The sequence below is a fragment of the Streptomyces sp. CGMCC 4.7035 genome (assembly GCF_031583065.1).
Lineage (GTDB): Bacteria > Actinomycetota > Actinomycetes > Streptomycetales > Streptomycetaceae > Streptomyces > Streptomyces yaanensis.
Window position 1 is genome coordinate 6139219 of the sequence record NZ_CP134053.1, and the last position, 26028, is coordinate 6165246.

The 26028-nt window shown below is 71.2% G+C and carries 22 protein-coding genes; 11 read left to right on the plus strand and 11 right to left on the minus strand.

Annotated features, from left to right (window positions below):
* The first annotated feature begins 24 nt into the window (after positions 1-24).
* Positions 25-1401: a cysteine desulfurase/sulfurtransferase TusA family protein gene (locus tag Q2K21_RS26935; protein ID WP_310775912.1), complete on the plus strand. Its 1377-nt coding sequence runs from the start codon at positions 25-27 to the stop codon at positions 1399-1401.
* A 92-nt stretch (positions 1402-1493) separates the two neighbouring features.
* Here the strand turns inward: Q2K21_RS26935 and Q2K21_RS26940 are convergent, their stop codons facing one another.
* The gene (locus tag Q2K21_RS26940; protein ID WP_310775914.1) at positions 1494-2468 is read right to left on the minus strand and encodes a carbohydrate kinase family protein; all 975 of its coding nucleotides are present in this window, start codon (positions 2466-2468) and stop codon (positions 1494-1496) included.
* A gap of 133 nt (positions 2469-2601) precedes the next feature.
* Here Q2K21_RS26940 and Q2K21_RS26945 point away from each other — a divergent pair, with 133 nt between their 5' ends.
* Complete coding sequence (locus Q2K21_RS26945) at positions 2602-2811, plus strand: hypothetical protein (protein ID WP_310775916.1); 210 nt, start codon at positions 2602-2604, stop codon at positions 2809-2811.
* A 189-nt stretch (positions 2812-3000) separates the two neighbouring features.
* Positions 3001-4569 (plus strand): hypothetical protein, encoded by a 1569-nt coding sequence (locus Q2K21_RS26950; RefSeq protein ID WP_310775918.1) that lies wholly within the window; start codon positions 3001-3003, stop codon positions 4567-4569.
* A gap of 91 nt (positions 4570-4660) precedes the next feature.
* Here Q2K21_RS26950 and Q2K21_RS26955 read toward each other — a convergent pair whose 3' ends face one another.
* Entirely contained in the window at positions 4661-5017 is a 357-nt protein-coding gene (locus Q2K21_RS26955; RefSeq protein WP_310775920.1) for an iron-sulfur cluster assembly accessory protein, read from the minus strand.
* A gap of 396 nt (positions 5018-5413) precedes the next feature.
* On the opposite strand from Q2K21_RS26955, the gene nadA reads away from it, so the two are divergent.
* Positions 5414-6598 (plus strand): quinolinate synthase NadA, encoded by a 1185-nt coding sequence (gene nadA / locus Q2K21_RS26960; RefSeq protein WP_310775922.1) that lies wholly within the window; start codon positions 5414-5416, stop codon positions 6596-6598.
* A 19-nt stretch (positions 6599-6617) separates the two neighbouring features.
* Here the strand turns inward: nadA and Q2K21_RS26965 are convergent, their stop codons facing one another.
* The 6 genes from Q2K21_RS26965 to Q2K21_RS26990 all read right to left on the minus strand — a co-directional run bounded on the left by Q2K21_RS26965 (position 6618) and on the right by Q2K21_RS26990 (position 15587).
* A complete protein-coding gene (locus Q2K21_RS26965; protein WP_310775924.1) occupies positions 6618-8870 on the minus strand; it encodes a protein kinase domain-containing protein in 2253 nt (750 codons plus the stop codon).
* Positions 8871-8995: 125 nt separating this feature from the next.
* The gene (locus tag Q2K21_RS26970; RefSeq protein ID WP_310775926.1) at positions 8996-12118 is read right to left on the minus strand and encodes an efflux RND transporter permease subunit; all 3123 of its coding nucleotides are present in this window, start codon (positions 12116-12118) and stop codon (positions 8996-8998) included.
* A 192-nt stretch (positions 12119-12310) separates the two neighbouring features.
* Positions 12311-12991 (minus strand): response regulator transcription factor, encoded by a 681-nt coding sequence (locus Q2K21_RS26975; RefSeq protein WP_310775929.1) that lies wholly within the window; start codon positions 12989-12991, stop codon positions 12311-12313.
* 22 nt (positions 12992-13013) lie between these two features.
* A complete protein-coding gene (locus Q2K21_RS26980) occupies positions 13014-14276 on the minus strand; it encodes a sensor histidine kinase (protein WP_310775931.1) in 1263 nt (420 codons plus the stop codon).
* 190 nt (positions 14277-14466) lie between these two features.
* Complete coding sequence (pspAA, locus tag Q2K21_RS26985; protein ID WP_310775933.1) at positions 14467-14745, minus strand: PspA-associated protein PspAA; 279 nt, start codon at positions 14743-14745, stop codon at positions 14467-14469.
* A 44-nt stretch (positions 14746-14789) separates the two neighbouring features.
* On the minus strand, positions 14790-15587 hold the full coding sequence (locus Q2K21_RS26990) for a PspA/IM30 family protein (RefSeq protein WP_310775935.1): 798 nt from the start codon (positions 15585-15587) through the stop codon (positions 14790-14792).
* Between the two features lie 321 nt (positions 15588-15908).
* Here Q2K21_RS26990 and Q2K21_RS26995 point away from each other — a divergent pair, with 321 nt between their 5' ends.
* The 3 genes from Q2K21_RS26995 to Q2K21_RS27005 all read left to right on the plus strand — a co-directional run bounded on the left by Q2K21_RS26995 (position 15909) and on the right by Q2K21_RS27005 (position 18501).
* Complete coding sequence (locus Q2K21_RS26995; protein WP_310775936.1) at positions 15909-16538, plus strand: DUF3043 domain-containing protein; 630 nt, start codon at positions 15909-15911, stop codon at positions 16536-16538.
* Positions 16539-16621: 83 nt separating this feature from the next.
* Positions 16622-17323, plus strand: coding sequence for a class I SAM-dependent methyltransferase (locus tag Q2K21_RS27000; RefSeq protein WP_310775938.1), 702 nt, complete (start codon positions 16622-16624; stop codon positions 17321-17323).
* 107 nt (positions 17324-17430) lie between these two features.
* Positions 17431-18501, plus strand: a complete 1071-nt coding sequence (locus Q2K21_RS27005; protein ID WP_310775940.1) for a S1C family serine protease — start codon at positions 17431-17433, stop codon at positions 18499-18501.
* A 225-nt stretch (positions 18502-18726) separates the two neighbouring features.
* Here Q2K21_RS27005 and Q2K21_RS27010 read toward each other — a convergent pair whose 3' ends face one another.
* On the minus strand, positions 18727-18939 hold the full coding sequence (locus Q2K21_RS27010; RefSeq protein ID WP_310775942.1) for a hypothetical protein: 213 nt from the start codon (positions 18937-18939) through the stop codon (positions 18727-18729).
* 112 nt (positions 18940-19051) lie between these two features.
* On the opposite strand from Q2K21_RS27010, the gene Q2K21_RS27015 reads away from it, so the two are divergent.
* On the plus strand, positions 19052-20251 hold the full coding sequence (locus tag Q2K21_RS27015; protein ID WP_310775944.1) for a bifunctional adenosylcobinamide kinase/adenosylcobinamide-phosphate guanylyltransferase: 1200 nt from the start codon (positions 19052-19054) through the stop codon (positions 20249-20251).
* On the opposite strand, the gene Q2K21_RS27020 is transcribed toward Q2K21_RS27015, so the two are convergent.
* Positions 20240-21322 carry a class I SAM-dependent methyltransferase gene (locus Q2K21_RS27020; RefSeq protein WP_310775946.1) on the minus strand — a complete coding sequence of 361 codons (1083 nt, stop codon included), beginning with the start codon at positions 21320-21322 and terminating at the stop codon, positions 20240-20242. The two genes, Q2K21_RS27015 and Q2K21_RS27020, sit on opposite strands and share 12 nt — an antisense overlap.
* Before the next feature lie 198 nt (positions 21323-21520).
* On the opposite strand from Q2K21_RS27020, the gene cobT reads away from it, so the two are divergent.
* The 3 genes from cobT (at position 21521) to Q2K21_RS27035 (ending at position 25240) form a co-directional block, all read left to right on the plus strand.
* Complete coding sequence (gene cobT / locus Q2K21_RS27025) at positions 21521-22630, plus strand: nicotinate-nucleotide--dimethylbenzimidazole phosphoribosyltransferase (RefSeq protein WP_310775948.1); 1110 nt, start codon at positions 21521-21523, stop codon at positions 22628-22630.
* Positions 22631-22699: 69 nt separating this feature from the next.
* Positions 22700-24493 carry a phosphatidylglycerol lysyltransferase domain-containing protein gene (locus Q2K21_RS27030; protein WP_310775950.1) on the plus strand — a complete coding sequence of 598 codons (1794 nt, stop codon included), beginning with the start codon at positions 22700-22702 and terminating at the stop codon, positions 24491-24493.
* A 45-nt stretch (positions 24494-24538) separates the two neighbouring features.
* Positions 24539-25240: a hypothetical protein gene (locus tag Q2K21_RS27035; protein ID WP_310775951.1), complete on the plus strand. Its 702-nt coding sequence runs from the start codon at positions 24539-24541 to the stop codon at positions 25238-25240.
* On the opposite strand, the gene Q2K21_RS27040 is transcribed toward Q2K21_RS27035, so the two are convergent.
* Positions 25180-25941 carry a hypothetical protein gene (locus Q2K21_RS27040; protein WP_310775953.1) on the minus strand — a complete coding sequence of 254 codons (762 nt, stop codon included), beginning with the start codon at positions 25939-25941 and terminating at the stop codon, positions 25180-25182. The two genes, Q2K21_RS27035 and Q2K21_RS27040, sit on opposite strands and share 61 nt — an antisense overlap.
* Positions 25942-26028 lie beyond the last annotated feature (87 nt).

A 26028-nucleotide genomic window follows, 5' to 3' on the forward strand; every position in this document is an offset into this window, starting at 1 on the left:
CTTCAGGGCGTTTAGCGTTGCTGTGTGGCCTACTTCGACGCTGCTTCCGCTGCTCCCCTTCATCCCGTTGCCCGCCAGGCGCTGCAGGCTTCACTGGACGAGGGGTGGGCCGATCCCGCTCGGTTGTACCGCGAGGGGCGGCGGGCGCGGCTGTTGTTGGACGCGGCACGCGAGGCGGCCGCCGAGGCGGTGGGCTGCCGCCCGGACGAGCTGGTTTTCACCCCGTCCGGTACGCGGGCGGTGCACTCCGGGATCGAGGGGGTGCTGGCGGGCCGTCGCCGGGTCGGACGTCACCTGATCGTGTCAGCGGTCGAACACTCCTCGGTACTCCATTCGGCGGAGGTGTTCGAGGCGGACGGCGGGACGGTGACGCGGGTGCCGGTCTCCCGCGCGGGCGCGGTCACTCCCGAGGCCTACGAGGCCGCACTGCGCCAGGACACCGCGCTGGCCTGCCTCCAGTCCGCCAACCACGAGGTGGGGACCGTGCAGCCGGTGGCCGAGGTGGCCGCCGTGTGCCGGGCGGCCGGGGTGCCCCTGCTGGTGGACGCGGCGCAGTCGCTGGGCTGGGGTCCGGTGGAGGGCGACTGGTCGGTACTGACGGCCAGTGCGCACAAATGGGGCGGTCCGGCGGGCGTCGGGCTCCTTGTGGTGCGCAAGGGGGTTCGGTTCGCGCCTCAAGGGCCCGTGGACGAGCGGGAGTCGGGGCGGGCAGCCGGGTTCGAGAACATCCCGGCGATCGTGGCGGCCGCGGCGTCGCTGCGGGCGGTGCGGGCGGAGGCGGCCGAGGAGGCGGGACGGCTGCGGGAGCTGACGGAGCGAATCCGGGCGCGGGTGCCGGAACTGGTCCCCGATGTGGAGGTGGTGGGGGACCCGGTCCGTCGTCTGCCCGGGGTCGTCACCTTCTCCTGTCTCTATGTCGACGGGGAGACATTGCTGCACGAGCTGGACCGTGCGGACTTCTCGGTGTCGTCCGGATCGTCCTGCACGAGCAGCACGCTGACCCCGAGCCATGTACTGAGGGCGATGGGGGTGCTGAGCGAGGGCAACGTCCGGGTGTCGCTGCCGCCGGGGACGCCGGCGGAGGAGGTCGACCGGTTCCTCTCGGTGCTGCCGGATGCGGTGGCCGGTGTGCGCGAGAAGCTCGGCGCGCCCTCCCCGCGTACGGCCGCGCACGAGGACGCCCTCGTCGTGGACGCCCTCGGCAAGCGCTGCCCGATCCCGGTGATCGAGCTGGCGAAGGTCTTCGCGGACGTGCCGGTGGGCGGGACGGTCCGCGTCCTGGCGGACGACGAGGCGGCCCGCCTGGACATCCCGGCGTGGTGCGAGATGCGGGAGCAGGAGTACGTGGGGGAGGAACCGGCGGAACGGGGCTCCGCCTACGTGGTCCGCCGGCTCTCCTAGGCCCTGTCGTCGAACTCCCGTCGTCCGCCCGCCTGGCGGGCGGGAGTTCGACGACAGGCCCTCGGTACGTCCTCGGGGTCGCCGCCCCGGGGTCAGACCAGGTGCTGCTTGACCTCGGTCGCGGCCTCGTCGCCGTACGCCTTGGTGAAACGGTCCATGAAGTGGGCGCGGCGCAGCGTGTACTCCTGGGTGCCCAGGGTCTCGATGACCAGCGTCGCGAGCATGCAGCCGATCTGGGCCGCGCGCTCCAGCGGGACGCCCCAGGCCAGGCCCGACAGGAAGCCCGCGCGGAAGGCGTCGCCCACACCCGTCGGGTCGATCTTGGCGGTCTCCTCGGGCACGCCGACCTCGATCGGGTCCTCACCGGACCGCTCGATGCGCACGCCCCGCGAGCCGAGCGTGGTCACCCGGTGGCCCACCTTGGCCAGGATCTCGGCGTCGGACCAGCCGGTCTTGGTCTCGATGAGCCCCTTCTCGTACTCGTTGGAGAACAGGAAGGTCGCCCCGTCCAGCAGTATCCGGATCTCGTCGCCGTTCATGCGCGCGATCTGCTGCGAGAAGTCGGCGGCGAACGGAATGGCCCGGGAACGGCACTCCTCCGTGTGGCGCAGCATCGCCTCCGGGTCGTCGGCGCCGATCAGCACCAGGTCGAGCCCGCCCACCCGGTCGGCGACCGTCTTGAGCTCGATGAGCCGGGCCTCGCTCATCGCGCCGGTGTAGAAGGAGCCGATCTGGTTGTGGTCGGCGTCGGTGGTGCACACGAAACGGGCCGTGTGCTGGGTCTCCGAGATGCGTACGGAGGCCGTGTCCACGCCGTTGCGGTCCAGCCACGCCCGGTACTCGTCGAAGTCCGAGCCGGCCGCGCCGACGAGGATCGGCTTGGTGCCGAGCTGGCCCATGCCGAAGGCGATGTTCGCGCCCACCCCGCCGCGGCGTACGTCGAGGCGGTCGACCAGGAAGGACAGCGAGACCGTGTGCAGCTGGTCCGCGACGAACTGGTCGGCGAAACGGCCGGGGAAGGTCATGAGGTGGTCGGTGGCGATGGAGCCGGTGACTGCGATACGCACGGCGAGGACACGCTCCTGTGGAGGAGGGGGATTGACAGTTCACGCTACCGGTTCGGACCGAGCCACTGAAGCAAGCGAAACTACCCAATAGTAGATCTTTCTTCGCGGGCTCCAGCGTGCCTACGGTTCCCCTATGACGAAGCTCGAGGTCCACGGCACCACCCCGCTCGACCTGGAAGGCGATCTGGCGTCACTGCCCGGCGACAGTGCCCGCATGGCTCCGCACTGGGCCGCGCCGGCGGAGACCGCTTCCCTGCCGGTCCCGCCGTCCCTGATCCACGGGGTCACGGTGCCTCCCGCCTCCGCCCGCCTCCTGGACGCGATGTCCGACTACGGGGACTGACCGCGCGCGGACCCCGCGCCCTCGCGGACCACGCGCCGGCGAACGAGCCAAAGAGAGGGGAACCGTGCGCTCCCCCGCTGCGTCCCATCGCCGTCCCCCGTATAGGGGAGGCGGTGTACGACCCTTCTAAGGCCTTCTCGGGCAGGGCGGGGTCTCCTGGGACAGCAGTGGAGCCGAAGGAGCGATGCGGTGAACACCGAGCGACCCGACGACGCGAGTGACGCCCCCGAGGTCACCGAGGTCACCGAGGCGACCGAGGAAACGGACGGCTCCGTGCCGCGCGGACGGCGCTCCCCGGTGGTCGTCGCCTCGGTCGCGGCCGCGGTCCTGCTGGTCGGGGGCGGCGGGGCGTATCTCGCGGCGACCGCCTCCGGCGGCTCGGGCGGCTCCTCGACGCCGGGCGGTGACGGCACTCCCCCGGCGCTGGTCCTCGACGGCTACAGCGAGGGCGGCACGCCGGGCATCGCGGTGGGTGAGCCCAACCCGTACGGAACGACGTACACCGCGGCGGGCAAGCTGCCCGACGGCCCGAAGTCGGCGCCCGTGTACTGGGCGAAGGGCGAGGTGACGCGGGACGAGGTGGCCCGGCTCGCCGAAGCCCTGGACCTGAGCGGCACGCCGAGGCTCGTCGGCGACACCTGGCAGGTGGGCGCCACGAAGGACGGAGCCCAGCCGAATCTGCGGGTGAACAGGAACGCCCCCGGAACCTGGACGTTCAGCTCGTACGTGCCGGGCACCGACAACTGCCCCAGGGGCAAGATGTGCCGGCCGATCGGGTCCGGCATGGCGGGCGTGCGGCCCGGCCCGGTGAGCGAGGAGGCGGCGAAGAAGGCGGCCGCTCCCGTGCTCAAGGCGGTCGGCCAGGACGACGCGAAGCTGGACGCGTCCCAGCTCCTGGACCGGGTACGGGTGGTGAACGCCGAGCCTGAGGTGGGCGGACTGCCGACGTATGGCTGGACGACCGGCCTCCAGATCAGCTCGGAGGGCAAGGTCCTCAACGGCAGCGGCAACCTGAAGGCGCCGCTGAAGGGTGCCACGTACCCCGTCCTCGGCGCGAAGAAGACCCTGGACCTGATGAACGGCGCGACCCCGTCGTACGGCCGCAAGGGCATCGGCGGCTGCGCCAGCCCCGTACCGCTGAAGGACCGGGACGAGGCGCCGTGCGGGGCGTCCACCACGGTCCCGAAGCGGGCGTCGGCGACCGTGAAGGGCGCGGTGTTCGGGCTGGCCCGGCACTCCGTGAACGGCAAGGCGGTGCTGGTGCCGTCGTGGCTGTTCGAGGTGAAGCCGACGGGGGCGGGGACCGGGGACGACTTCACGGTGACGCACCCCGCGATCGAACCGCGGTATCTGACCGCGCCCCAGCCGCCGGGGCAGCCGAGCGCGACGCCGAGCCCGCGCACCAGCGCTCCGGGCGACCAGCCGTCCTCGGCGCCGACGAAGCGTGATGTGAAGGTGATGGGCTACACCGCCGACGGCAAGGACCTCACCATCGCCTACGAGGGCGGGGTGTGCGCCGACTACGCGGCGTCCGTGAGCGAGGGTTCCGCCAAGGTGACGGTGACCGTGACCGAGACGCCCTGGCCGGACAGGGTCTGCATCATGATCGCCAAGGTCTACCACGAGACGCTGCGTCTGAAGGAGCCGCTGGGCGACCGCCAGGTGGTGGGCTCGGACGGCAAGCCGATCCCGAAGGAGACGGCGAGCACGCTGCCGAAGGCCTCCACCGGTGGGGCGGGGGCGAAGCAGCCCCGGTAGGAGGCATCCAGGAACGCGCGAAGGCGGCGCCCCCGATCGGAGGGGGGCGCCGCCTTCGTACGCTTACCCGTTACCGGTAGCGGTGCGGGGCTCAGCTGAAGGAGTCGCCGCAGGCGCAGGAGCCCGTCGCGTTCGGGTTGTCGATGGTGAAGCCCTGCTTCTCGATCGTGTCGACGAAGTCGATGGTGGCGCCACCCAGGTACGGGGCGCTCATGCGGTCGGTGACGACCTTGACTCCGCCGAAGTCCTTCTCCACGTCGCCGTCGAGGGAGCGCTCGTCGAAGAAGAGCTGGTAGCGCAGGCCGGAGCAGCCGCCGGGCTGAACCGCGACACGCAGCGCCAGGTCGTCACGGCCTTCCTGGTCGAGCAGGGCCTTGACCTTGGCCGCGGCGGCGTCGGTCAGGATGATGCCGTCGGCGACGGTGGTGGTCTCGTCCTGTACGGACATCTACATCTCTCCCGGGTTGTACGGAGACTGCTTGCCGACGAGTGCAACCGGCGTGGCCGCGGATTCATTCCGGGCCGAGCGTGCGTTTCGCCCTTGGCTTCTTCTTCATGCTCGCATGGCTTCTTCTTCATGCTCGCACATGCGCCGCAGCACGCACAGCGGCCTGTGGACAACCCCGCGGAGACCGCCGTGTCGTCCGGAGTACGCCCGGCGGAGGGGAGCGCGACGGGGTGGGCGTGCCCGCCGGGATTCACGTCACATCGACGCTATGGGCATCGTCAAACTGACGTGAACCAGTTATGATAGATAGCGTCAATTCGACGAGAAGCTTTGTCCCGCATGTCCCGCCGACCCGTTTCCGGGTCGGCGAGCCGCAGAACAGAAAGGGTGCGTGTCGTGACCACCGCCCAGACCCAGGAGCTCGACGTACAGCCGACGCCCCTCGCTCTCCTGCTGCTCGGCCGTGAGGCCGACCCGAGGAGCGAACGGGGCGTCGAGTGTCCCGGTGACCTGCCCTCGCCGTCCGACCCGGACCTGGTGGAGCGCGCCCGCGCGGCCAAGGAGAAGCTCGGGGACAAGGTCTTCGTGCTCGGCCACCACTACCAGCGCGACGAGGTCATCCAGTTCGCCGACGTCACGGGCGACTCCTTCAAGCTGGCGCGGGACGCGGCGGCGCGGCCGGAGGCCGAGTACATCGTGTTCTGCGGTGTGCACTTCATGGCCGAGTCGGCGGACATCCTGACGAGCGACGACCAGAAGGTCGTGCTGCCGGACCTCGCCGCCGGCTGCTCCATGGCGGACATGGCGACGGCCGAGCAGGTCGCCGAGTGCTGGGACGTGCTGACCGAGGCGGGGATCGCCGAGCAGGTCGTGCCGGTCTCGTACATGAACTCGTCCGCCGACATCAAGGCGTTCACGGGCAAGCACGGCGGCACGATCTGCACGTCGTCGAACGCGCAGCGGGCCCTGGAGTGGGCGTTCCAGCAAGGCGAGAAGGTCCTCTTCCTGCCGGACCAGCACCTGGGCCGCAACACCGCGGTGCGGGACATGGGCATGTCGCTGGAGGACTGCGTCGTCTACAACCCGCACAAGCCGAACGGCGGGCTGACGGCCGACGAACTGCGCGCCGCGAAGATGATCCTGTGGCGGGGCCACTGCTCGGTGCACGGCCGCTTCAGCCTCGACTCGGTGAACGACGTGCGCGAGCGTATCCCCGGGGTGAACGTGCTGGTGCACCCCGAGTGCAAGCACGAGGTCGTGGCCGCGGCGGACTACGTCGGTTCGACGGAGTACATCATCAAGGCGCTGGAGGCCGCTCCGGCCGGCTCCAAGTGGGCCATCGGCACCGAGCTGAACCTGGTCCGCCGACTGGCGAACCGTTTCGCTCCGGAGGGCAAGGAGATCGTCTTCCTGGACAAGACGGTGTGCTTCTGCTCGACGATGAACCGCATCGACCTGCCGCACCTGGTGTGGGCGCTGGAGTCGCTGGCCGAGGGCAACCTGGTCAACCGCATCGAGGTGGACAAGGAGACGGAGGCGTTCGCGAAGCTGGCGCTGGAGCGGATGCTGGCGCTGCCGTAACCCTCGTCCCGCCCCGCCGTCACCCCGAGACGGGTTTCCGCTCGGGGTGCGCGGGGTCGAGGGAGAAGACCGTGCCGTCCGGGGTGCTCACGATCAGTGCGCCGTCGTACAGCAGCACCTTCGACTTGGTCACGTCACCGCTCGCGAGCTGGTCGGCGTGTGCGCCCGTTTCCCACAGGAGCTTGCCCTTGCGGGTGTCGAGGGCGGCGACCCGGCCGCTGGTGCTGGCCAGGTAGAGGGTGCGGGTGCGGGGGTCGTACGTGGGCTGTCCCGAGCCCTCGACGCCGGTCCGGGTCTGCCACAGCTGTTTGCCGGTCAGCGGGGAAACGGCGGTCACCTGGCCGTTGGCCCCGGTGATCCACAGGGTGTCGGCGGCCAGCCGCACCGAGCCGTCGTAGGTCTTCGTCAGCTTCGTCGTGGTGGCGGCGCCGGTGTCCGGGTCGAGCAGCCAGATCTCGCCGAACTTCAAATCCTCGGGGCGCGCCGGGCCCGAGTCGCCGCCGACCACGAAGGCCAGCCGGCCGCCGACGGTACCGAGCAGGCCGCTCGCGTTCGGGGTCTTCAGACGCCGGAGCACCGATCCGTTGGCTTTGTTCAGTTCCAGGAGTACGGCGTCCTTGGTCTCGTCGTCCGGGAAGCAGTGCGCGTACAGGCGGGAGCCTTCCGTCGCGAACTGGCAGTAGTCGCCGGAGGGCAACTGCGTGGTCCAGCTGTCGGTACCGGTGTACGGGGAACGGGCCGTCACCAGCCGACCGCTGAGGTCGGGGGTCAGGACGAGGTCACCGGACACGATCTGGTCGACGGTCACGTTGTTCCGCCGGCGGTCCCACAGCTGCTCGCCGCTCTCGGTGTCGAGGGCTACGATGCTGGCCTTCGTGCCCCCGTCAGCCCCGTAGACGTAGTGCTGGAGGAGCATCGTGCCGTCCCGCACCCCGAGGAGTTCGAAGTTGTCCCGCGCCGAGTCCGCGCCCTCGGCGGAGGTCGCGAGCGCGGAGCGCCAGACGGTGGCGCCGGTACTGCCGTCCAGACGGACCGGGAGGATGTTGTTGCCCGCGCAGTAGACCGCGTTCTCGTACGTCTGGCAGGTGGCGTCGCCCGCGTCCGCGCTGTCCTTCACCAGCGGGTTGACCTCGCCCGACTGTGCGGTCTCGGACATCGTCGTCTGCCAGGGCTGCCAGCCGGTGGGCACGGCCGCCCATCGGGAGTTCGCGGACGCGTCGGAACTCACCGCCGGGGCACCGTCCGAGAAGCCCGGCCCGAACCGTATGTACCACCCCGTCCCCAGGGCCAGTACACCCACCGTGCAGGCCACCACCAGCCATGGGCGGACCCTGCGGCCTCGCGTGAGCCCGGACCGAGTGACCTTTCCGGGCGCCGCGTGGCCGGTCCCGGCGTAGGTCTCCTCAAAGGTCCTCAAGTCGGCCACGCGGAGGGTCGTGGTGTCCGGGTCCATGGGGTCGGGCTCGGGCAGGGCCTCGGCGAACTCCTTGGCCAGTACGTCCAGTTGAGGCCGGTCGGCGGCGTCCTTGACCAGACAGCGCTCCAGGACCGCGCGCAACGGCCCCGGTACGCCGTCCAGTCCGGGCGGCTCGTGGACGACCCGGAAGGCGGTCATGTACGGGCTGTCGGCGTCGAAGGGGCCGCGTCCGGTGGCCGAGAAGACCAGGAGCGCGGCGAGCGAGAAGACGTCCGAGGCGGGTCCGACCGTACGGGCGTCGGTGAACTGTTCCGGGGACATGAAGGGCGGGGTGCCGATCATCTGGCCGGTCTCGGTGAGGGTCTTGTGGTTCTCGGCCGCGCGGGAGATACCGAAGTCGATCACGCGGGGACCGTCCTCCGCCATCAGAACGTTGGCCGGCTTCAGGTCCCGGTGCACCACCCCGGCCCGGTGGATGTCCTGCAACGCCTCCACCAGCCCCAGCGCCAGCCGCCGCAGCTCGGTGCCGCGCAGCGGGCCGTGATCGCGCAGCCGCTCGGCGAGCGAGCTGGCGGGCACGTACTGCGTGGCCATCCAGGGCCGCGCCGCTTCCGGATCGGCGTCCACGACCGGTGCGGTGAAGGCACCGCTCACCTTGCGGACGGCCTCGATCTCCTGCCGGAACCGGGCGCGGAAGACGGCGTTCTCGGCGTACTGGGCGTGCACCACCTTGACGGCGACGTCGCGCCCGGACCGCGACCTGCCCCAGTAGACGACCCCCATGCCGCCGGACCCGAGCCGGTCGACCAGTCTGTACCCGCCGACCGACTTCGGGTCGTCCCTGTGCAGCGGCACAGCCCATCACCTTTCCCCGAAGATCCGTTCGAGGCCACAGGATACGTAACGGAGAGAAAGCGGCGGCCGGGCCCCGAACCCCTGTGGGGGATTCGTGACCCGGCCGCCGTGCATCACACGGTTCGTCACACGGCCGCGGGCTCCGGCTCGTCCGAAGCCGACGCCGGCTCGGGCGCGGCCCCGCCCTTCTCGGCCTGCTTCGCCGCCCGCTTCTTCGCGCGGCGCTCCTTGCGGAGTTCGAGCATCGTGTAGAGCGTCGGAACCAGAAGCAGCGTCAGGAGGGTGGAGGTGATCAGGCCGCCGATCACCACCACCGCCAGCGGCTGGGAGATGAAGCCGCCCTCACCCGTGACGCCCAACGCCATCGGGAGCAGCGCGAAGATCGTCGCCAACGCCGTCATCAGGATCGGGCGGAGGCGGTGACGGCCACCCTCCACCACGGCCTCGACCACGCCGTACCCCTGCTTCCGGTACTGGTTGATCAGATCGATCAGCACGATCGCGTTCGTCACCACGATGCCGATCAGCATCAGCATGCCGATCATCGCCGGCACGCCCATCGGAGTGCCCGTGACGACCAGGAGGCCGATCGCGCCGGTCGCCGCGAACGGGATGGAGACGAGCAGGATGAGGGGCTGGGCCAGGCTGCGGAACGTCCCGACCAGCAGCATGAACACGATCGCCACCGCCGCCAGCATCGCCAGGCCCAGGTTCTTGAACGCGTCGCTCTGGTCCTGCGAGACACCGCCGATCTCCGCCTCCGCGCCCGCCGGCAGCTTCAGCGCGTCGATCTTCGACTGGAGGTCCCTGCTCACGGCGCCCGTGTCCACGCCCGTCGGCCGCGCCGTGATCGTCGCCGCCCGCCGGCCGTCGATCCGGGTCATGGAGACCGGGCCGTCCACCAGCTTCACCGTCGCGATGTCGCCCAGCTTCACCGCGCCGAGGCGCAGGTTCTTCAGCTGGTCCAGCGTCTGCGCCGGCTTGGCCGACTTGATGACGACGTCCCGCTCGGTGTCGTCCAGAATCGCCTTGCCGGTCGTGGTCCCCTGCACGGCCTGGGCGACCACCGCGCCCAGCGTCTGGTTGTCGAAACCGGCCGCCGCCGCACGGGAGTTCGCCTTGACCGAGATGCGCGGCACACTCTGCGCCAGGTCGCTCGTCACGTCCGTGACGTTCTTGAGCTTCGCGACCTCGGAGCGGACCTTCGCGGCCGCCTTGCGCAGCCCGTCCGCGTCGGGCGCCGTCACCACCACGCTCAGGTCCTGGCTGCCGAAGCCGTCACCGGCCGACACCGTGGTCGTACCGATCCCGGAGAGGTCGGCCAGGCCGTCCTCGATGCGGCTTTGGACGTCCGCGAACTTCGCCGAGCCGTCCAGCATGACCGAGTAGGACGCCTGGTTGGTGTCCGTGCCACCGCCGAACGCCGCCATGAAGCCGGACGAACCGACCGTGACCTGGTAGTCCTTGACGCCCTTCACCCCGGCGAGCATCTTCTCGACCTTCCGGGCCGAGGCGTCCGTCGCCGCCAGGCTCGTACCCGGCTTCACCTTCTGCTTGATGGTGAGGACTTCCTGCTCCCCCTGGTCGAAGAAGTTCGTCTTCAGCAGGGGCGCCATGCCGAAGGTGCCGACGAGCACGACCGCCGCGATCGCCACACTGGTGAGGCGGCGGCGGGTCGCGAAGCGCAGCACGGGCACGTAGAAGCGCTGCAGACGGCTCCTGGCCTCCTTCTCCTCCGCCGCGCGGCGGGCCTTCTCCGCGTCCCCGGGCGTGCCCTTCGGGGCGCGCAGGAACCAGTACGACAGGACGGGTACGACCGTCAGCGACACCAGCAGCGAGGCCAGCAGTGCCGCCGTCACGGTCAGCGAGAACGGGCCGAACAGCTCGCCCACCATGCCGCCGACCAGGCCGATCGGCAGGAACACGGCCACCGTCGTGAGCGTGGAGGAGGTCACCGCTCCGGCCACCTCGCCGACCGCGGTGAGAATCGCCCGCCGGCGCTCCTCGCCGTAGCCGAGGTGCCGCTTGATGTTCTCCAGGACCACGATCGAGTCGTCGACGACCCGGCCGATGGCGATGGTCAGCGCACCGAGCGTGAGCATGTTGAGGGAGAGGTCCCTCGTCCACAGGACGATCAGCGCCAGGACCACCGACAGCGGGATCGAGACCGCCGTCACGAGGGTGGAGCGGACCGACGCCAGGAAGACCAGGATCACCAGGACCGCGAAGATCAGGCCGAGCCCGCCCTCGGTCGTCAGACCTTCGATGGCCTTGGAGACCGCCGGCCCCTGGTCGCTGACCACGGTGATGGTGGCGCCGGAGCCGAGGTCCTCGCGCAGGCCCGGCAGCTTGTCCTTGACCGCGTCGGAGATGGCGACCGCACTGCCGTCGTGGTCCATGGTGACGGTCACGGCGAGGCTGGGCCTGCCGTCCGTACGGGTGATGGAGTCGGCCTTGGCCTCCTGCTGACTGACCGTGGCGACGTCACCGAGGCGCACGGGCTTCTTGCCGGCCTGGCCCGTGACCATCAGGTCCTCGATCTGCCGCAGCGAGGTGAAGCCGCCGCCGACCTGGACCGTGCGGTTGCCGCCGTTCTCGTCGAAGGAGCCGGCGGCGACCGTCGCGCCGCCCGCCTGCAGGGCCTGGCCGAGCGCGACCGTGGTCAGTCCGGCCCGCGCCAGCTTCGCGTCGTCGGGCGTGACGGTGACCTGTAGGTCGCGTACGCCCGCCACGGTCACCTGTCCGACCCCGCCGATGTCCTTCAGCGTGGGCACCACGGTCCGGTCGAGCTGGTCCGACAGCGCCTGCTGGTCCTTGTCCGAGGTGACGGCGAGGACGACGGTCGGCATGTCGTCCGTCGAACCGGCGACGACCTGCGGGTCGACCGAGTCCGGGAGCCTCGCCCGGTTGACGGCCTGCTGGACGTCGGCGACGAGCTGCTTGGTGTCGTCGCTGTACTCGAACGACGCCATGATGACGGCGTTGCCCTCACTCGCCGTGGAGGTGACGCCCTCGATGCCGTCGACCGCCTTGAGCGTGTTCTCGATGGGCTCGACGACCTGCTTCTCGACCACATCCGGGGACGCGCCCTGATAGGGCGCCAGGACGGACACCACGGGCAGGTTGATGGTGGGCAAGAGCTGCTGTTTGAGCTGCGGGATCGCGATCGCCCCGAAGACGAGCGCGACGATCGACATCAGCGCTGTCAGGGCCCGTTGCGCGAGGCTGAATCGTGACAGCCAGGACATGGGTCGGTGTCTCTCTCTGTGGCCGAGCGGAGGGTCGGGGGCGCATATGAGCGCCTGCCCCTACACCCTGAGCCATCGGCGGACACCGTTTTGTAGCCCCGAGGTCCATTTCCTTGTATGGCGCCTACTGCGGGCGCAGTACGGCCCGGTGGAGATCACTACACCCACCGCGGTACCGGGGGTGGCCCCCGCTCACTCCGCCCTCGCGCGCACCAGCCCCGACTCGTAGGCGATCACCACCAGTTGTGCCCGGTCACGGGCGCCCAGCTTGGCCATGGCCCGGTTGACGTGCGTCTTCACCGTCAGCGGGCTGACCTCCAGGCGTTCGGCGATCTCGTCGTTCGAATGCCCGCCGGCGACCTGGACGAGGACCTCACGCTCGCGACCGGTGAGCGTGCCCAGCCGGTCGGAGCGCGCCGGGTCGCGTCCCTCGTCGCCGTCGCCCTGGGCGAGGAAGCGGGCGATGAGCCCCTTGGTGGCGGCGGGCGAGAGCAGCGCCTCGCCGCCGTTCGCGACCCGGATGGCGTTCAACAGCTCCTCGGGCTCGGAGCCCTTGCCCAGGAAGCCGGACGCCCCGGCGCGCAGCGACTGCACCACGTAGTCGTCGACCTCGAAGGTCGTCAGTATGACCACGCGGACATGCGCGAGGTCGGGGTCGGCACTGATCAGACGGGTCGCGGCGAGGCCGTCGGTGCCCGGCATCCGGATGTCCATGAGGACGACGTCGGCGCGCTGCTCCCGGGCCAGCCGCACCGCCTCGGCGCCGTCGGACGCCTCGCCCACCACCTCCATGTCCGGCTCCGAGTCGACGAGCACGCGGAAGGCGCTGCGCAGCAGCGCCTGGTCGTCGGCGAGCAGGACGCGGATGGTCATGGGGGCCCTCCCTGGGCGGCGGTCACGCGATCTCCGCCGCGGTCGTCGCACGGTTCTTCAGCGGCAGGATCGCATGGACCCGGAAGCCGCCGCCGTAGCGGGGACCGGCGGTCAGGGCGCCACCGACGGCGGTGACGCGCTCCCGCATGCCGAGCAGTCCGTGCCCGCCGTGTCCATCGTGTTCGTCGTGTCCGCCGTCGCCCTCGGGCCCGGCGGCCTCGGCCCCGGTGTCCGCGCCCGCGCCGTTGTCGAGAACCGTGATCTCCACGTTCGACCCCACGCGTACGACGCTGACCTCGGCCTTCGCCTCGGGGCCCGCGTGCTTGCGCACATTGGTGAGGGCCTCCTGGATGAGGCGGTACGCGGCCAGGTCGACGGCGGCGGGCAGCGTGGTGCCGTGGTCGGCGCGGGCGACCTCGACGGGGAGGCCCGCGTTGCGGAAGGTGTCGGCGAGTTCGTCGAGCCGGGCGAGGCCGGGGGCGGGCTCGGTGGGTGCCTCGGGATCGCCGGACTGTCTGAGCAGGCCGACGGTGGCGCGGAGTTCGTTGAGCGCGGAGCGGCTGGCCTCGCGGACGTGGGCGAGGGCCTCCTTGGCCTGGTCCGGGCGCTTGTCCATGACGTGGGCGGCGACTCCCGCCTGCACGTTGACCAGGGCGATGTGGTGGGCGACGACGTCGTGCAGGTCGCGGGCGATGCGCAGGCGCTCCTCGGCCACGCGGCGGCGGGCCTCCTCCTCGCGGGTGCGTTCCGCCCGCTCGGCGCGCTCCTTGATGGCCTGCACGAAGGCACGGCGGCTGCGGACTGCGTCGCCGGCGGCCGCGGCCATGCCCGTCCAGGCGAAGACGCCGAGGTTCTCCTGGGCGTACCACGGGAGGGGGCCGGCGAGCATGGCGGTGCCGGTGAGCACCGTCATGGTGAGCAGGCCGACACGCCAGGTGGTGGGGCGGTCGGTGGTGGCGGCGACGGTGTAGAGGGCGACCACCGCGGACATCGCGACGGGGGCGCGGGGGTCGGCGGTGACGAGTTCGACGAGGGAGAGGGCGGCCGAGACGGCGAGGACGGCCAAGGGGTTGCGGCGGCGGAACACCAGGGCCGCCGCGCCGAGCACGATGAGGGTGAGGCTGAGGGCGTCGGGGGTGCGAGCGCTCCATGTCGTGCCGCCGTCGCCGTGGGGGTCGACGAAGGAGCCGGCCACCATGCAGCCGAGGACGCCGAGGGCGAGGATCGCGTCCAGGGCCAGGGGGTGGGCGCGGAGGCCGTCCCGGGTGCGTTGGAGGGTGCTCACGTCAGCGAAGGGTACGGGGCCGGTGGGGGGTGCGGAACGGGTGTCGCGCCCCCGCCGCCCCTGCCCTTCCCGTCCTTGGGGGCCGCCGCCCCCAGACCCCCGCCAGTCGGCCTTGACGGCCTCGTCCTCAAACTCCCCGGTCGTACACAAGCTCTTCGAGCAGGGAGGACCCCCAGACGGGCCAAAAGATTCACCCTGGGATCAAGCCGTCGTCGTTCAGCATCTCGCGGACCTCTGCCAGGCTCGCGTCCGGGGACGGCAGGATCAGTTCCGATGGTTCCAGGGCGTCGTCCGGCAGCGGGGTGCCCAGGCGGCGGACCGCTTCCAGGAGGGCGTTCAGGGTGCGGCGGAAGCCCTGCTCGTCGCCGCTCTCCATCTCCTGGAGCAGTTCGTCGTCCAGCTTGTTCAGTTCGGTGAAGTGGGCGTCGTCCAGCTTCACCTGCCCCTCCCCCATGATCCGTACGATCACGTCGCCCTCCTCAGGCGTGGGACCCGGTGGATGAGACGATCGGGTTACTGCTTGTCGAAGCGCGGGGTGTCCTGCGGCTGGGACCGGTTCTGCCCCTGGCCCGTGCCGCCCTCGATCGCCTGCCGCTGCTCGGAGGAGCCTCCGGCCAGCTCCGCCTTCATGCGCTGCAGTTCCAGCTCCACATCAGTACCACCGGAGAGCCGGTCCAGCTCGGCCTGGATGTCGTCCTTCGCCATGCCGGAGGGGTCGTCCAGGGCGCCGGAGGCCAGGAGTTCGTCGATCGCGCCGGCCCGGGCCTGGAGCTGCGCCGTCTTGTCCTCGGCCCGCTGGATGGCCAGGCCGACGTCGCCCATCTCCTCGGAGATGCCGGAGAAGGCCTCACCGATCCGGGTCTGCGCCTGGGCCGCCGTGTACGTCGCCTTGATGGTTTCCTTCTTGGTGCGGAAGGCGTCCACCTTCGCCTGGAGGCGCTGGGCCGCCAGGGTGAGCTTCTCCTCCTCGCCCTGCAGGGTCTGGTGCTGGGTCTCCAGGTCCGTCACCTGCTGCTGGAGCGCGGCGCGCCGGGACAGCGCCTCGCGGGCCAGGTCCTCGCGACCGAGCGCGAGCGCCTTGCGGCCCTGGTCCTCGAGCTTGGAGGACTGGTTCTGGAGCTGGTTGAGCTGCAGCTCCAGGCGCTTGCGGCTGGTCGCCACGTCCGCGACGCCGCGGCGCACCTTCTGGAGCAGCTCCAGCTGCTTCTGGTACGAGTAATCGAGGGTCTCGCGCGGGTCCTCGGCCCGGTCAAGGGCCTTGTTCGCCTTCGCGCGGAAGATCATCCCCATACGCTTCATGACACCGCTCATGGGCTTCGCGCGCCCCCTTCTGACCGACTCCAGCTCACAGGTCTGCGACAGGACCCACAGTACGGGCCCTGCATCCATTACCGCACTGTTCGGGGACGGATGCGGTCATCCCCAAGGACGACTGCGTACGGTCCCGCTCCGGCGTAGGGAGTAGGTGTCCCCCGAGGTTACGTACGGGGTGGCTCCCGGATTCCCTCAGCCGGCCTCCGGAAGAACGTCGGCGGTCTTCCTTCGGTCTTCCTTCGGTCTTCCTTTTGAGGCCCCTCTGTCCCAGTACAGACGACCGCTGTTGCCGGATCGTTCCCCACTCGGCTGGGGTCCATGCGGGGGTACCCCGTACCCTTGGGTTTTGTGTTCCGTAGCCGTGCCAAGGAAGAGAAGGCCCAGGTCGCCGACAAGGCGCCGGTGACCGACTCCAAGCAGCCCCGTGACCCGCAGGCCCCCAAGGGCCGGCCCACCCCGAAGCGCAGTGAGGCGCAGGCCCAGCGCCGCAGCGTCGCCAACACGCCGACGACCCGCAAGGACGCCGCCAAGCGGCAGCGCGAGGAGCGCCGCGTCCAGCTGGAGAAGCAGCGCCAGGCGCTGGCCGGCGGTGACGAGCGCTATCTGCCGGCGCGGGACAAGGGCCCGGTCCGCAAGTTCGCCCGTGACTTCGTCGACTCGCGGCTCAACATCGCGGAGTTCTTCCTGCCGCTGGCCGTGATCATCCTCGTGCTGAGCGTGGTGCGGGTGGGCGCGCTGCAGAGCATCGCACTGCTGCTGTGGCTGGTCGTGATCGTCCTGATCGTGCTGGACTCGATCTTCTCGGCGTTCCGGCTGAGGAAGCAGCTGAACGAGCGCTTCGCGGACCAGAACAAGCGGGGCGTGATCGCCTACGCGCTGATGCGCTCCCTGCAGATGCGCCGACTCCGGCTGCCGAAGCCGCAGGTCAAGCGCGGAGAGCGGCCCTGAGCACGACGGCTTTCTCCGGGGGTGCGGCAGATGCCTGGCTGAGCAAGCTGGGCGGTCTGCGCGATGTCGTACGGCAGGAGCTGGTGGCCCGGCAGCTCGACGAGCAGATCGCGGCACGGTTCCCGGTCGGGCAGCGGCTGCGGGTGCTCGACGTGGGGATGGGCCAGGGCACACAGGCGCTGCGTCTGGCCCGGGCCGGGCATCAGGTGACGGGGGTCGAACAGGACTCCCGCATGATCGCCGCGGCCCGCGAGGCCCTGTGCGGCGAGCCGGAAGGCATCCGGGAGCGGGTACGGCTCGTCCAGGGCGACGGCCAGGACACCGGCGTGCACTTCCTGCCGGGCAGCTTCGATGTGGTGCTGTGCCACGGCGTGCTGATGTACGTCGAGGAGCCGGACGCCCTGCTGGCGGGGCTCGCCCGGATGCTCGCCCCCGGCGGGCTGCTCTCCCTGCTCGTACGGAACGGGGACGCGCTGGCGATGCGGCCGGGGCTGTCCGGGGACTGGACGGCCGCGCTGGGCGCGTTCGACACGCTGTCGTACACGAACCGGCTGGGGCTCGACGTGCGCGCGGACCGGCTGGAGGCGTTGACGGCGACGCTGGCGGGGATCGGAGCGCCGCTGCACGCGTGGTACGGGGTGCGGGTCTTCACCGATACGGCGGCGGACGACGCGGAGCCGCCCGCCGATGTCGAGACGCTGCTGGCGGCCGAGGAGCGGGCCGGGAAGACCGATCCCTATCGCGGGGTCGCGGCGTTGCTGCATCTGTGCGGAGTGCGGGGCTGAGGACGGTTCGGCACCTCCGGTAGCCACGGGTAACCCTTTCGGGTGTGCCGAGCCCGTTCGGGCGTACCGGGAAAGCGGGACGACGGGCCCCAATCGACACTCGGGGCATGAAGGCTTCCCGTTCCCGTGCCCTTCGGCTGTGTGCTCCCCTCGTCGTCTGCTCCCTCGTCCTGCTCGGCGGCTGCACCGACTCCTCGGAGAAGGAGACGAAGAAGGACGCCCCGACGAGCAGGCCGACCGCCGCGCCCACGACGGCCGGCGATCTGCAGAACGCGTACCAGAGGGTGATCAAGGACGTGCTGTCGTCGGTCGTGCAGATCCAGGCCGGCAGTTCTCTCGGGTCCGGTGTGGTGTACGACGACAAGGGTCACATCGTCACCAACGCGCACGTGGTCGGGAACGAGAAGACGTTCCGGGTGACCACCGCCAACAGCGAGAACGCGCTCACCGCGAGCCTCGTCTCCTCGTACCCGGGCCAGGACCTGGCCGTCATCAAGCTGGACAAGGTGCCGGCGGGGCTGAAGGCGGCCGTCTTCGCGGACTCGCCCAAGGTGCAGGTGGGGCAGATCGTCCTGGCCATGGGCTCGCCGCTGGGGCTGTCGTCGAGCGTGACCCAGGGGATCGTGTCGGCGACCGGACGGACCGTCACCGAGGGGAGCGAGGACGGACGGACGGGCGCCACCATCGCGAACATGGTGCAGACCTCGGCCGCGATCAACCCGGGCAACAGCGGGGGCGCGCTGGTCAATCTCGACGCCCAGGTCATCGGCATCCCGACGCTCGCCGCGCTCGATCCCGGGCTCGGGGGCAGCGCGGCGCCCGGCATCGGGTTCGCGATCCCGGCGTCCACGGTGAAGGGGATCGCCGACCAGATCGTCGAGAAGGGCAAGGTCACCGACTCGGGGCGGGCCGCACTCGACATCACCGCCCGCACGGTGGTGAACGGCAACTACCAGCCGGCCGGGGTGGCGGTGGTCGACGTCAAGGACGGCGGCGCGGCCGACCAGGCCGGCCTGAGCGCCGGGGACATCATCATCAGGCTGGGTGACACGGACATCACCACGACCACGTCACTCGCCGAGGCGCTCGCCAACGACAAGCCGGGGCAGAAAACGACGGTGACGTACACCCGGAACGGCAGCCGGAAGACCGTCGACGTGACGTTGGGCGAACAGTGAGGGCCGGTGGGCGAGGGCGCGAGTGAGCCATAGGGGCGCGCCGGTGCCGAGAGTGCGAGCGCGCGGAGGCGCGAAGCGCTGAGCACGGTCGTGCTCTCGGCACCGGCTCAGGCGCCCCGTAGGCGAACGAGCCAAAAAAGGGGAGCGGCGCGAAGCGCTGAGCACGGTCGTGCTCTCGGCACCGGCTCAGGCGCCCCGTAGGCGAACGAGCCAAAAAAGGAGGGGCTACGCGTCCTCGGCGTGCAGGCTCATCGGACCGTAGATCTCGGTGGTGTCCTCGAACAGCCGCACCTGGTCGGCGCCGCCGGCCAGCAGATCCTTCCAGTGCTCCCCGATCCAGGACTCGGCGTCCCCCTGCGTGGTGAACTCCTCGGGCGTGACCGCGGGCTGGACCTCCGCCCCGTCGGCCTTCTCGAACCGCCACGTCCATGCCGCCATGTACGCCTCCAAGTGTGAGCACATGCAGAGCAGCAGCCGGATCTTGGTCCCGCCGCTGCACTGAGCCTAGCCGGACGCGCAAGACCTGCGGGGACACGGGAAAATCAGGTCCGTGGACGTGACTCTGCTCGGCACCGGTGCCCCCGCGGGACTCCCCCGCCCCGACTGTCCCTGTGCGGCCTGCGCGCGTGCGCTCGGTCAGGAGGCGCGGGCGGCGACCGCCGTGCTCGTGGACGGGACGCTGTTGCTGGACCTCACGCCGGGCGCGGCGTTCGCGGCCGCGCGCGCCGGGCACTCGCTGGCCGGGGTGCGGCAGGCGCTACTGTCGCACCCGCACGACGGGCCCCCGGTCGAGGTCCCGGCGGGCCTGCCGCAGCCCGGGCGGGTGGCGGACGGCCGGGAGTTGGCGCTGCTGACCGGGCACCGGGTGCGGGCCCTCGCGATGGACTCGCCGGGCACGGGGTACGCCGTGACCGGGCCGGACGGGCTGCGGCTGCTGTATCTGCCGCCGGGCGGGGCGCCCGCGGGTCTTGAGGAGCCGGCCCCGACGTACGACATGGTGATCGCCGACGTCGTGGGCCGGCCGGACGCGCTGGCGAAGCTGCGGGCGGTGGGGGCGATCGGGCCGGCCACGGACGTCGTCGCCGCCCACCTCGACCACGATGTGCCGCCGGGCGCCGAGCTGCGGCGGCGCCTCGCGGCGGCGGGGGCGCGGGCGGTGCCGGACGGGACGACGCTGACCGTGGGCGGATACGACGACGTGCCGGACGTGCCGCGGCGCACGCTCGTGCTCGGCGGGGCGCGGTCGGGCAAGTCGGTGGAGGCCGAGCGGCGCCTGGAGGCGTTCCCGGACGTGCTGTACGTGGCGACGGGCGGGTCGCGGAACGGGGACACGGAGTGGGCGGCACGGGTGGCCACGCACCGGGAACGGCGGCCCGGGTCCTGGCACACCGCCGAGACCTGCGACCTCCTACCGCTGCTGGCGGAGGACGGGCCGCCGCTGCTGATCGACTGTCTGTCGCTGTGGCTGACCGACGCGATGGACGCGGTGAACGCGTGGGACGACGCGGAGTGGGCCGGCGGCGGCGAGCGGGTGCTGCGGGCACGGGTGGAGGAACTCACGGCGGCGGTTCGGGCCACGCGCCGGACGGTCGTGGCCGTCTCGAACGAGGTCGGCTCGGGCATCGTCCCCGCGACCGCGTCCGGCCGCCGCTACCGTGACGAACTGGGCCGCCTGAACACGGCGTTCGCGACGGAGTGCGAGCACGTGTTGCTGGTGGTGGCCGGGCAGGCGCTGGCGCTACGCGGCTGACTGGGACCGGCGGGCGATGATCCGGTAGGCGTTCGAGAAGCAGGTACGCCGCAGCAGCGGTGCCAGCGTGTGGTCCAGCGCGGTGGCCGTCGCCACCAGTGGTGTGGTGACCCCCATCAGGGCGGTACGCAGCCCACGCTGGAGCCCCGACGGCGGAACCGCCCGCCACGGCGCGTCCGGGGCCGGCAGGACGTGGGCAAGCGCCAGCGTCAGGGCGCCCGTGATGTCGTACGGCGTGTGCGGCTCGCGGCGGTCGGTGGTGACGATCACGCAGCCGAGGGACTCCAGCTCGGCCAGCAGGTTGTCCAGCGGCATCAGATGGAGGTGGCGCGGCTGGCCGTAGGACACCCACCACTTGCCGAGCAGCGCGCCGAACGCGCAGTCGGGGTCCGGTACTTCGATGAGCAGATGGCCGCCGGGCCGCAGCACCGTCAGGGCGGCACGCAGTTCGGCGCGCGGGTCGCGGGTGTGTTCCAGGTGATGGAACATGCTGACGACGTCGTAGCGGGAGCGCAGCCGCGCGAGGATCTCCGGGTCGGTCAGGTGGCCGCGGTGTGCCTCCTCGATACGGCCCGCGGCCTGCGCCTTCTCGACGCGCCGGGTGGGGTCGAGACCGTCGAAGGACGTGTACGGGTAAACCTCCCTGGCTGCCTGGGGAAAGTGGCCGTGGCCGGTGCCGACGTCGAGCCAGCTCTCCGGTTCCGGGAAGGGCAGCATCGCGCGGGCCGCGGCCCGGTGGCGCCGGGCGGAGCCGCGGGCGGCGAGGATGCGCTCGGCGAAGCCGTCCAGTCTCGGGTGGCCCTCGTGGAAGTCGTGGTGGTAGAAGGCGAGGCCCTCGGCGGTGAGGCGGGGGTTCTGGAAGGCGTGCGCGCAGTCCCGGCACTCGTCGACGGCGAACGTGCCCGGCTTGTGCTCCACCAGGTCCGGGGTACGCAGCCGGGTGCGCAGCCGCTGGGATCCGCACCACGGGCAGTCGTCGCGGCGGGGCTCGTGGAACCGGTCGGTGCCCTGGGCGAGTTCACCGAGGCAGTAGGCGCGGCGCGCGGCGTCCGGCTGCGGGGTCGGGGACATGGGGGCGGCTCCTGGTGGTGGCGGGAACAGGACGGCTGGGGCGGCGTACGACCGTGTGACGACGAGGGCGTACGACGCGGAGGACGGCGCACGACAATACGTACCTAAACGGTACGTACGGGATCTCCCTCACGGGTGCAATGACGTGCCGTCGACGTGGCGCCGCCGCGCTCGATCACTGCCGGTACTGTTCGGCGAATGAGCTCGCTTAATCTCGACGACTTCACCGATCTGATCGAGCGCCCCGACGGTGGGGTGCGCCGCGACGCGGAGGCGCGCCGGGAGCGTCAGATCGTGCCGCCCGGGGCACTGGGCCGCCTCGACGACCTGGGTGAGTGGCTGGCGGCCGCGCAGTCCGCCGTTCCGGTGCGGCCGATCGAGCGGCCTCGCGTGGTGCTGTTCGCGGGCGACCACGGCATCGCCTCACTCGGTGTGTCGGTCCGGCCCGCGGGCAGCGCGGACCGGCTGGTGCGGGCGCTGCTGGAGGGCGCCGCCCCCTCGTCGATCCTGGCCCGGCAGCTGAACGTGCCGGTGCGCGTGGTCGACATGGCGCTCGACTGCGATCCCGACGAACTGCCCGAGGACGTCGTACGACACCGGGTGCGGCGCGGCAGCGGGCGCATCGACATCGAGGACGCGCTCACGCCCGAGGAGGCGGAGGCGGCGTTCCGCGCGGGGATGGCGATCGCGGACGAGGAGGCGGACGCCGGGACGGACCTGGTGGTCCTCGGCGATGTGAGCGTCGGCGGGACGACGCCGGCGGCCGTGCTGATCGCGGCGCTGTGCGGGACGGACGCGTCCGTGGTGACCGGGCGCGGCGGCGTGGCGATCGACGACCTCACCTGGATGCGCAAGTGCGCGGCCGTCCGGGACGCGTTGCGGCGGGCCAGGCCTGTGCTGGGCGACCAGTTGCAGTTGCTGGCGGCGGTCGGCGGGGCCGATCTGGCCGCGATCACCGGCTTCCTGCTTCAGTGCGCCGTGCGCAAGACCCCGGTGATCCTGGACGGGGTCGTGTCGGCGGCGTGCGCGCTGGTGGGTCAGCGCGTCGCGTTCCGTGCGCCGGACTGGTGGCTGGCCGGGCAGAACAGCGGGGAGCCGGCCCAGGCGAAGGCACTGGACCGGATGGCGCTGGAGCCGCTCCTCGACCACGGCGTGACCGTCGGCGAGGGGGCCGGGGCGCTGCTGGCGCTGCCGCTGGTGCGGGCGGCCGCCGCGCTGGCGGCGGAGCTTCCGGAGGCTCCGGAGAAGCAGGAGGAGGCAGAGGAAGTGACGGAGGAAGTGGCGGAGGAAGTGACGGAGGAGGAGTAGCCGACCGGCCGGATTCTGCCTTGTACCGGTCCCCCGCATACCCCCAAGCGCCCCATATCATCGCCCTTCATGGGAGATGCCCGGTTTACTGCGGAACGGGAACGCACGGTTCGGTCGGGGGGCGAGGAGCGGCGGTCCGGTCGGGCCTCCCTGAGGGCCGCCGCGTGCGCCGTCTGGTATCTGCGCGCCGTCACCTTCATCAACTTCCTCTCCGCCGTGTGGGTCTCCCTCGGGCAGGACGTGCGGCGGCACAACCAGGAGAACTTCTTCACGCCCTACCTGCTGACCGCGGGTTTCGCCTCCGGCGTGTTCACGATGTTCCTCGCCGTCACCATGCGGCGGCGCAAGCGGGCCGCATGGATCCTCAACCTCGTGCTCAGCGGGCCGTTCCTGCTGCTGTTCGCCTTCGCCATGACCTTCCCCGAGATCCGGCAGTACGCGCAGAACTGGATCTCCCTGGTCCTCACCGCGGCCTTCGTCGGCTCGCTCCTGGTCGGGCGGCGGGAGTTCTACGCCAAGGGCGACCGGTCCAATCCCCGGCTCGCCGCCGTCGTCGCCGTCGGCGGTCTGCTCGCCTCCTCGCTGCTCGCCACACTCCTGGTGACCGTCACCAACTCCGCGCACGACGCCCACCGTTCGACCTTCCTGGAGCGCTGGCGCTACGGCACCCTGCGGCTCGTCTCGGTCGCCGCCGACGACTCGCACTACCCGGGGATCTCCACCCCGAACTGGGTCAACGTCGCCGTCAACGTGTTCAGCACGCTGCTCGTCCTCGCCGTCCTGTACGCCGCCTTCCGCTCCCGGCGAGCCGTCGACCCGATCACCGAGGACGACGAGAAGCGGCTGCGCCTCCTGCTCGACGGACACGGCGAGCGTGACTCGCTCGGGTACTTCGCGCTGCGGCGGGAGAAGAGCGTGATCTGGTCGCCCACCGGCAAGGCGGCCGTCGCGTACCGCGTCCTCGGCGGTGTCTCGCTCGCCTCCGGCGATCCGCTCGGCGACCCGGAGGCATGGCCCGGCGCCATCGAACCGTGGCTCGCCGAGGCGCGCGCGCACGGCTGGATCCCGGCGGTGATGGGCGCGAGCGAGGAGGCCGGGGTGGTGTACGCGCGGCACGGCATGGACGCCCTCGAACTCGGTGACGAAGCCATCGTCGACGTCGCCGAGTTCACCCTCGAAGGGCGGGCCATGCGCACCGTCCGCCAGGCCTACAACCGGGTCAGGCGCGCCGGGTACTCGGTGCGCATCCGGCGCCACAAGGACATTCCGGCCGACGAGATGGCGTTCCTCCTGGAGAAGGCCGACGACTGGCGCGACGGGGCCACCGAGCGCGGCTTCAGCATGGCGCTGGGGCGGCTGGGCGACCCCGAGGACGGGCAGTGCGTGATGCTCCAGTGCACCGACGCGAAGGGCGAGTTGCGGGCACTGCTGTCCTTCGTGCCGTGGGGGCCGTACGGGCTCTCGCTCGACCTGATGCGGCGCGACCGGGACTCCGAGAACGGGCTCATGGAGTTCATGGTGCTCGAACTGCTGCGCCGCGCCCGGGAGATCGAGATCACCCAGGTTTCACTCAACTTCGCCATGTTCCGTTCCGTCTTCGAACGTGGTGGGCGGCTCGGCGCCGGACCGGTGCTGCGGCTGTGGCGTTCGCTGCTCAGTTTCTTCTCGCGCTGGTGGCAGATCGAGTCGCTGTACCGGGCCAACGCGAAGTACCGGCCCATCTGGGAGCCCCGGTTCCTGCTCTTCGAGAAGAGCGCGGACCTGCTGCGCATCGGCGTCGCCTCGGCGCGCGCCGAGGGGTTCCTGGAGGCTCCGGGACTGCCGAAGTGGCTGCACCGCAAGCACCTTCAGTCGCACAGATGAGGAACGCCGGCAGATGAGGACCTACGGACGGATGGGGACCGCTGGATGAACGCCCTCGCCCGCCTGGCCCGTGCCGAATGGGGACCCCTGTACGTGACCGTGCGTCAGGCCCTCGTACATCGGTCCTGGCGGGCGATACCGATGACGCTCGCGGCCGTGTGTCTGACGTCGGTCCTGCAGTTCGTGCAGAACCAGCCGTGGGGCTTCGGGTTCGTGCAGCACATCGGGGCCGTACGGGCCGCGGAACCGCTGCGCGCGGCCCTGCTGCGCACCCCGCTCTCCCTCTTCGTCCCGGCCCTCGACCTGCCGGTGTGGGGCGCGCTCCTGCAGATCCTCTTCGTGTTCGGGGCCGCCGAGATCTGCCTGGGCTTCAGGCGCACGCTCGGCATCGCGTACGTCGCCACGCTGGCCGGCACCCTGTACGCGCGCGTGGGCATCCACCTGGGCCCGCACCATCCCCTGGGGCTGCCCGCGACGGACGCGCGGGTCGTCGACACCGGCCCCTCGGCGGCGGTGATCGGGCTCGCCCTGTTCCTGTGCTGGCGCCACCGCGCGTACCTCACGGGAGGCGTGGTGATCGCGACGATGGTCGCGGAGCTCGTGGTCAAGGAGAACCTCGCGGGCAAGGAGCACATCGCCGCGATCGGCGCCGTGCTGGTGCTGTGCGGGATGTCGGCCCTGCGGACTCACCGGTGGTCGGGCAGCCCGGTGGAGTGCGGATCGGGTCTGCCGCCGATCAAGTCCTGAGCCCTGCGGCTCAGGCCGGCCCAGCGCCTGTCGTGGTGGTAGGACCGCAGGCCGGCCCGGGCGCGGGCGCGCGGGCGGCGGCGGTAGAACCGTCTGGCCCACGGTGAGCCGGGGCGGGCCAGACGGATCGCACCGACCATGGCGACCAGCGGGACGATCGCGCCGAAGATCGCGGTACGGGCCTTGCCCTTGCTCAGGGCCAGCAGCGAGAAGAGGAAGTTCACGCCGACGGTCGCGATGACGCTGCCGCGGCCCTGCACCTCGTCCCCGGACAGGTCGTTCACGCCGAACGGCGCGAATCCGGCGAGGACCAGGCCGACCAGGGCCGCCGTGAGCACGACGACCTCGACGCTCTTGCGGCCCTCGTCGGTCCAGTAGACGTCGGCCAGGTGCAGGATCAGGGCGAACTCGTCCAGGACGAGGCCCGCGCCCATGCCGAAGAGGACCGCGAAGAAGCCGGAGCCGGGGCCCTGACGGCTGACGAGCGCGCCGAATCCGCCGACGACGGTGAGGACGACGCCGGGGACGACGTGGTGGATGTGCAGGCCGCCGGCCCTGACGTTGCCGAAGGGGCCCTTGCCGGCGTGGATGAGGCGGGTGATGGCGCGGGTGATCGCGAATGTCAGCACGAAGGCGGTGAGCGCGAGCAGCAGGGGGAGTTTGCCCGGCTCGATGATGTTTCGCTCCAGCCAGTGGCCCATAGGTGCAGTCTGCCTGCGGTGGTGTCCTGCTGCTCGCTTGCGTGGCGCCCAGGGGTGACGTGGGCCAGGGGTGGGTCGCGCCACTCG

Excerpts from the sequence above, each read along its gene's own strand:
- Q2K21_RS26945 (WP_310775916.1), top strand. The coding sequence starts at position 2,602 with ATGACGAAGCTCGAGGTCCACGGCACCACCCCGCTCGACCTGGAAGGC.
- Q2K21_RS26955 (WP_310775920.1), bottom strand. The coding sequence starts at position 5,017 with ATGTCCGTACAGGACGAGACCACCACCGTCGCCGACGGCATCATCCTG.
- Q2K21_RS26970 (WP_310775926.1), bottom strand. The coding sequence starts at position 12,118 with ATGTCCTGGCTGTCACGATTCAGCCTCGCGCAACGGGCCCTGACAGCG.
- Q2K21_RS26975 (WP_310775929.1), bottom strand. The coding sequence starts at position 12,991 with ATGACCATCCGCGTCCTGCTCGCCGACGACCAGGCGCTGCTGCGCAGC.
- Q2K21_RS26990 (WP_310775935.1), bottom strand. The coding sequence starts at position 15,587 with ATGAGCGGTGTCATGAAGCGTATGGGGATGATCTTCCGCGCGAAGGCG.
- Q2K21_RS26995 (WP_310775936.1), top strand. The coding sequence starts at position 15,909 with ATGCGGGGGTACCCCGTACCCTTGGGTTTTGTGTTCCGTAGCCGTGCC.
- Q2K21_RS27005 (WP_310775940.1), top strand. The coding sequence starts at position 17,431 with ATGAAGGCTTCCCGTTCCCGTGCCCTTCGGCTGTGTGCTCCCCTCGTC.
- Q2K21_RS27010 (WP_310775942.1), bottom strand. The coding sequence starts at position 18,939 with ATGGCGGCATGGACGTGGCGGTTCGAGAAGGCCGACGGGGCGGAGGTC.
- Q2K21_RS27020 (WP_310775946.1), bottom strand. The coding sequence starts at position 21,322 with ATGTCCCCGACCCCGCAGCCGGACGCCGCGCGCCGCGCCTACTGCCTC.
- cobT (WP_310775948.1), top strand. The coding sequence starts at position 21,521 with ATGAGCTCGCTTAATCTCGACGACTTCACCGATCTGATCGAGCGCCCC.
- Q2K21_RS27030 (WP_310775950.1), top strand. The coding sequence starts at position 22,700 with ATGGGAGATGCCCGGTTTACTGCGGAACGGGAACGCACGGTTCGGTCG.
- Q2K21_RS27035 (WP_310775951.1), top strand. The coding sequence starts at position 24,539 with ATGAACGCCCTCGCCCGCCTGGCCCGTGCCGAATGGGGACCCCTGTAC.
- Q2K21_RS27040 (WP_310775953.1), bottom strand. The coding sequence starts at position 25,941 with ATGGGCCACTGGCTGGAGCGAAACATCATCGAGCCGGGCAAACTCCCC.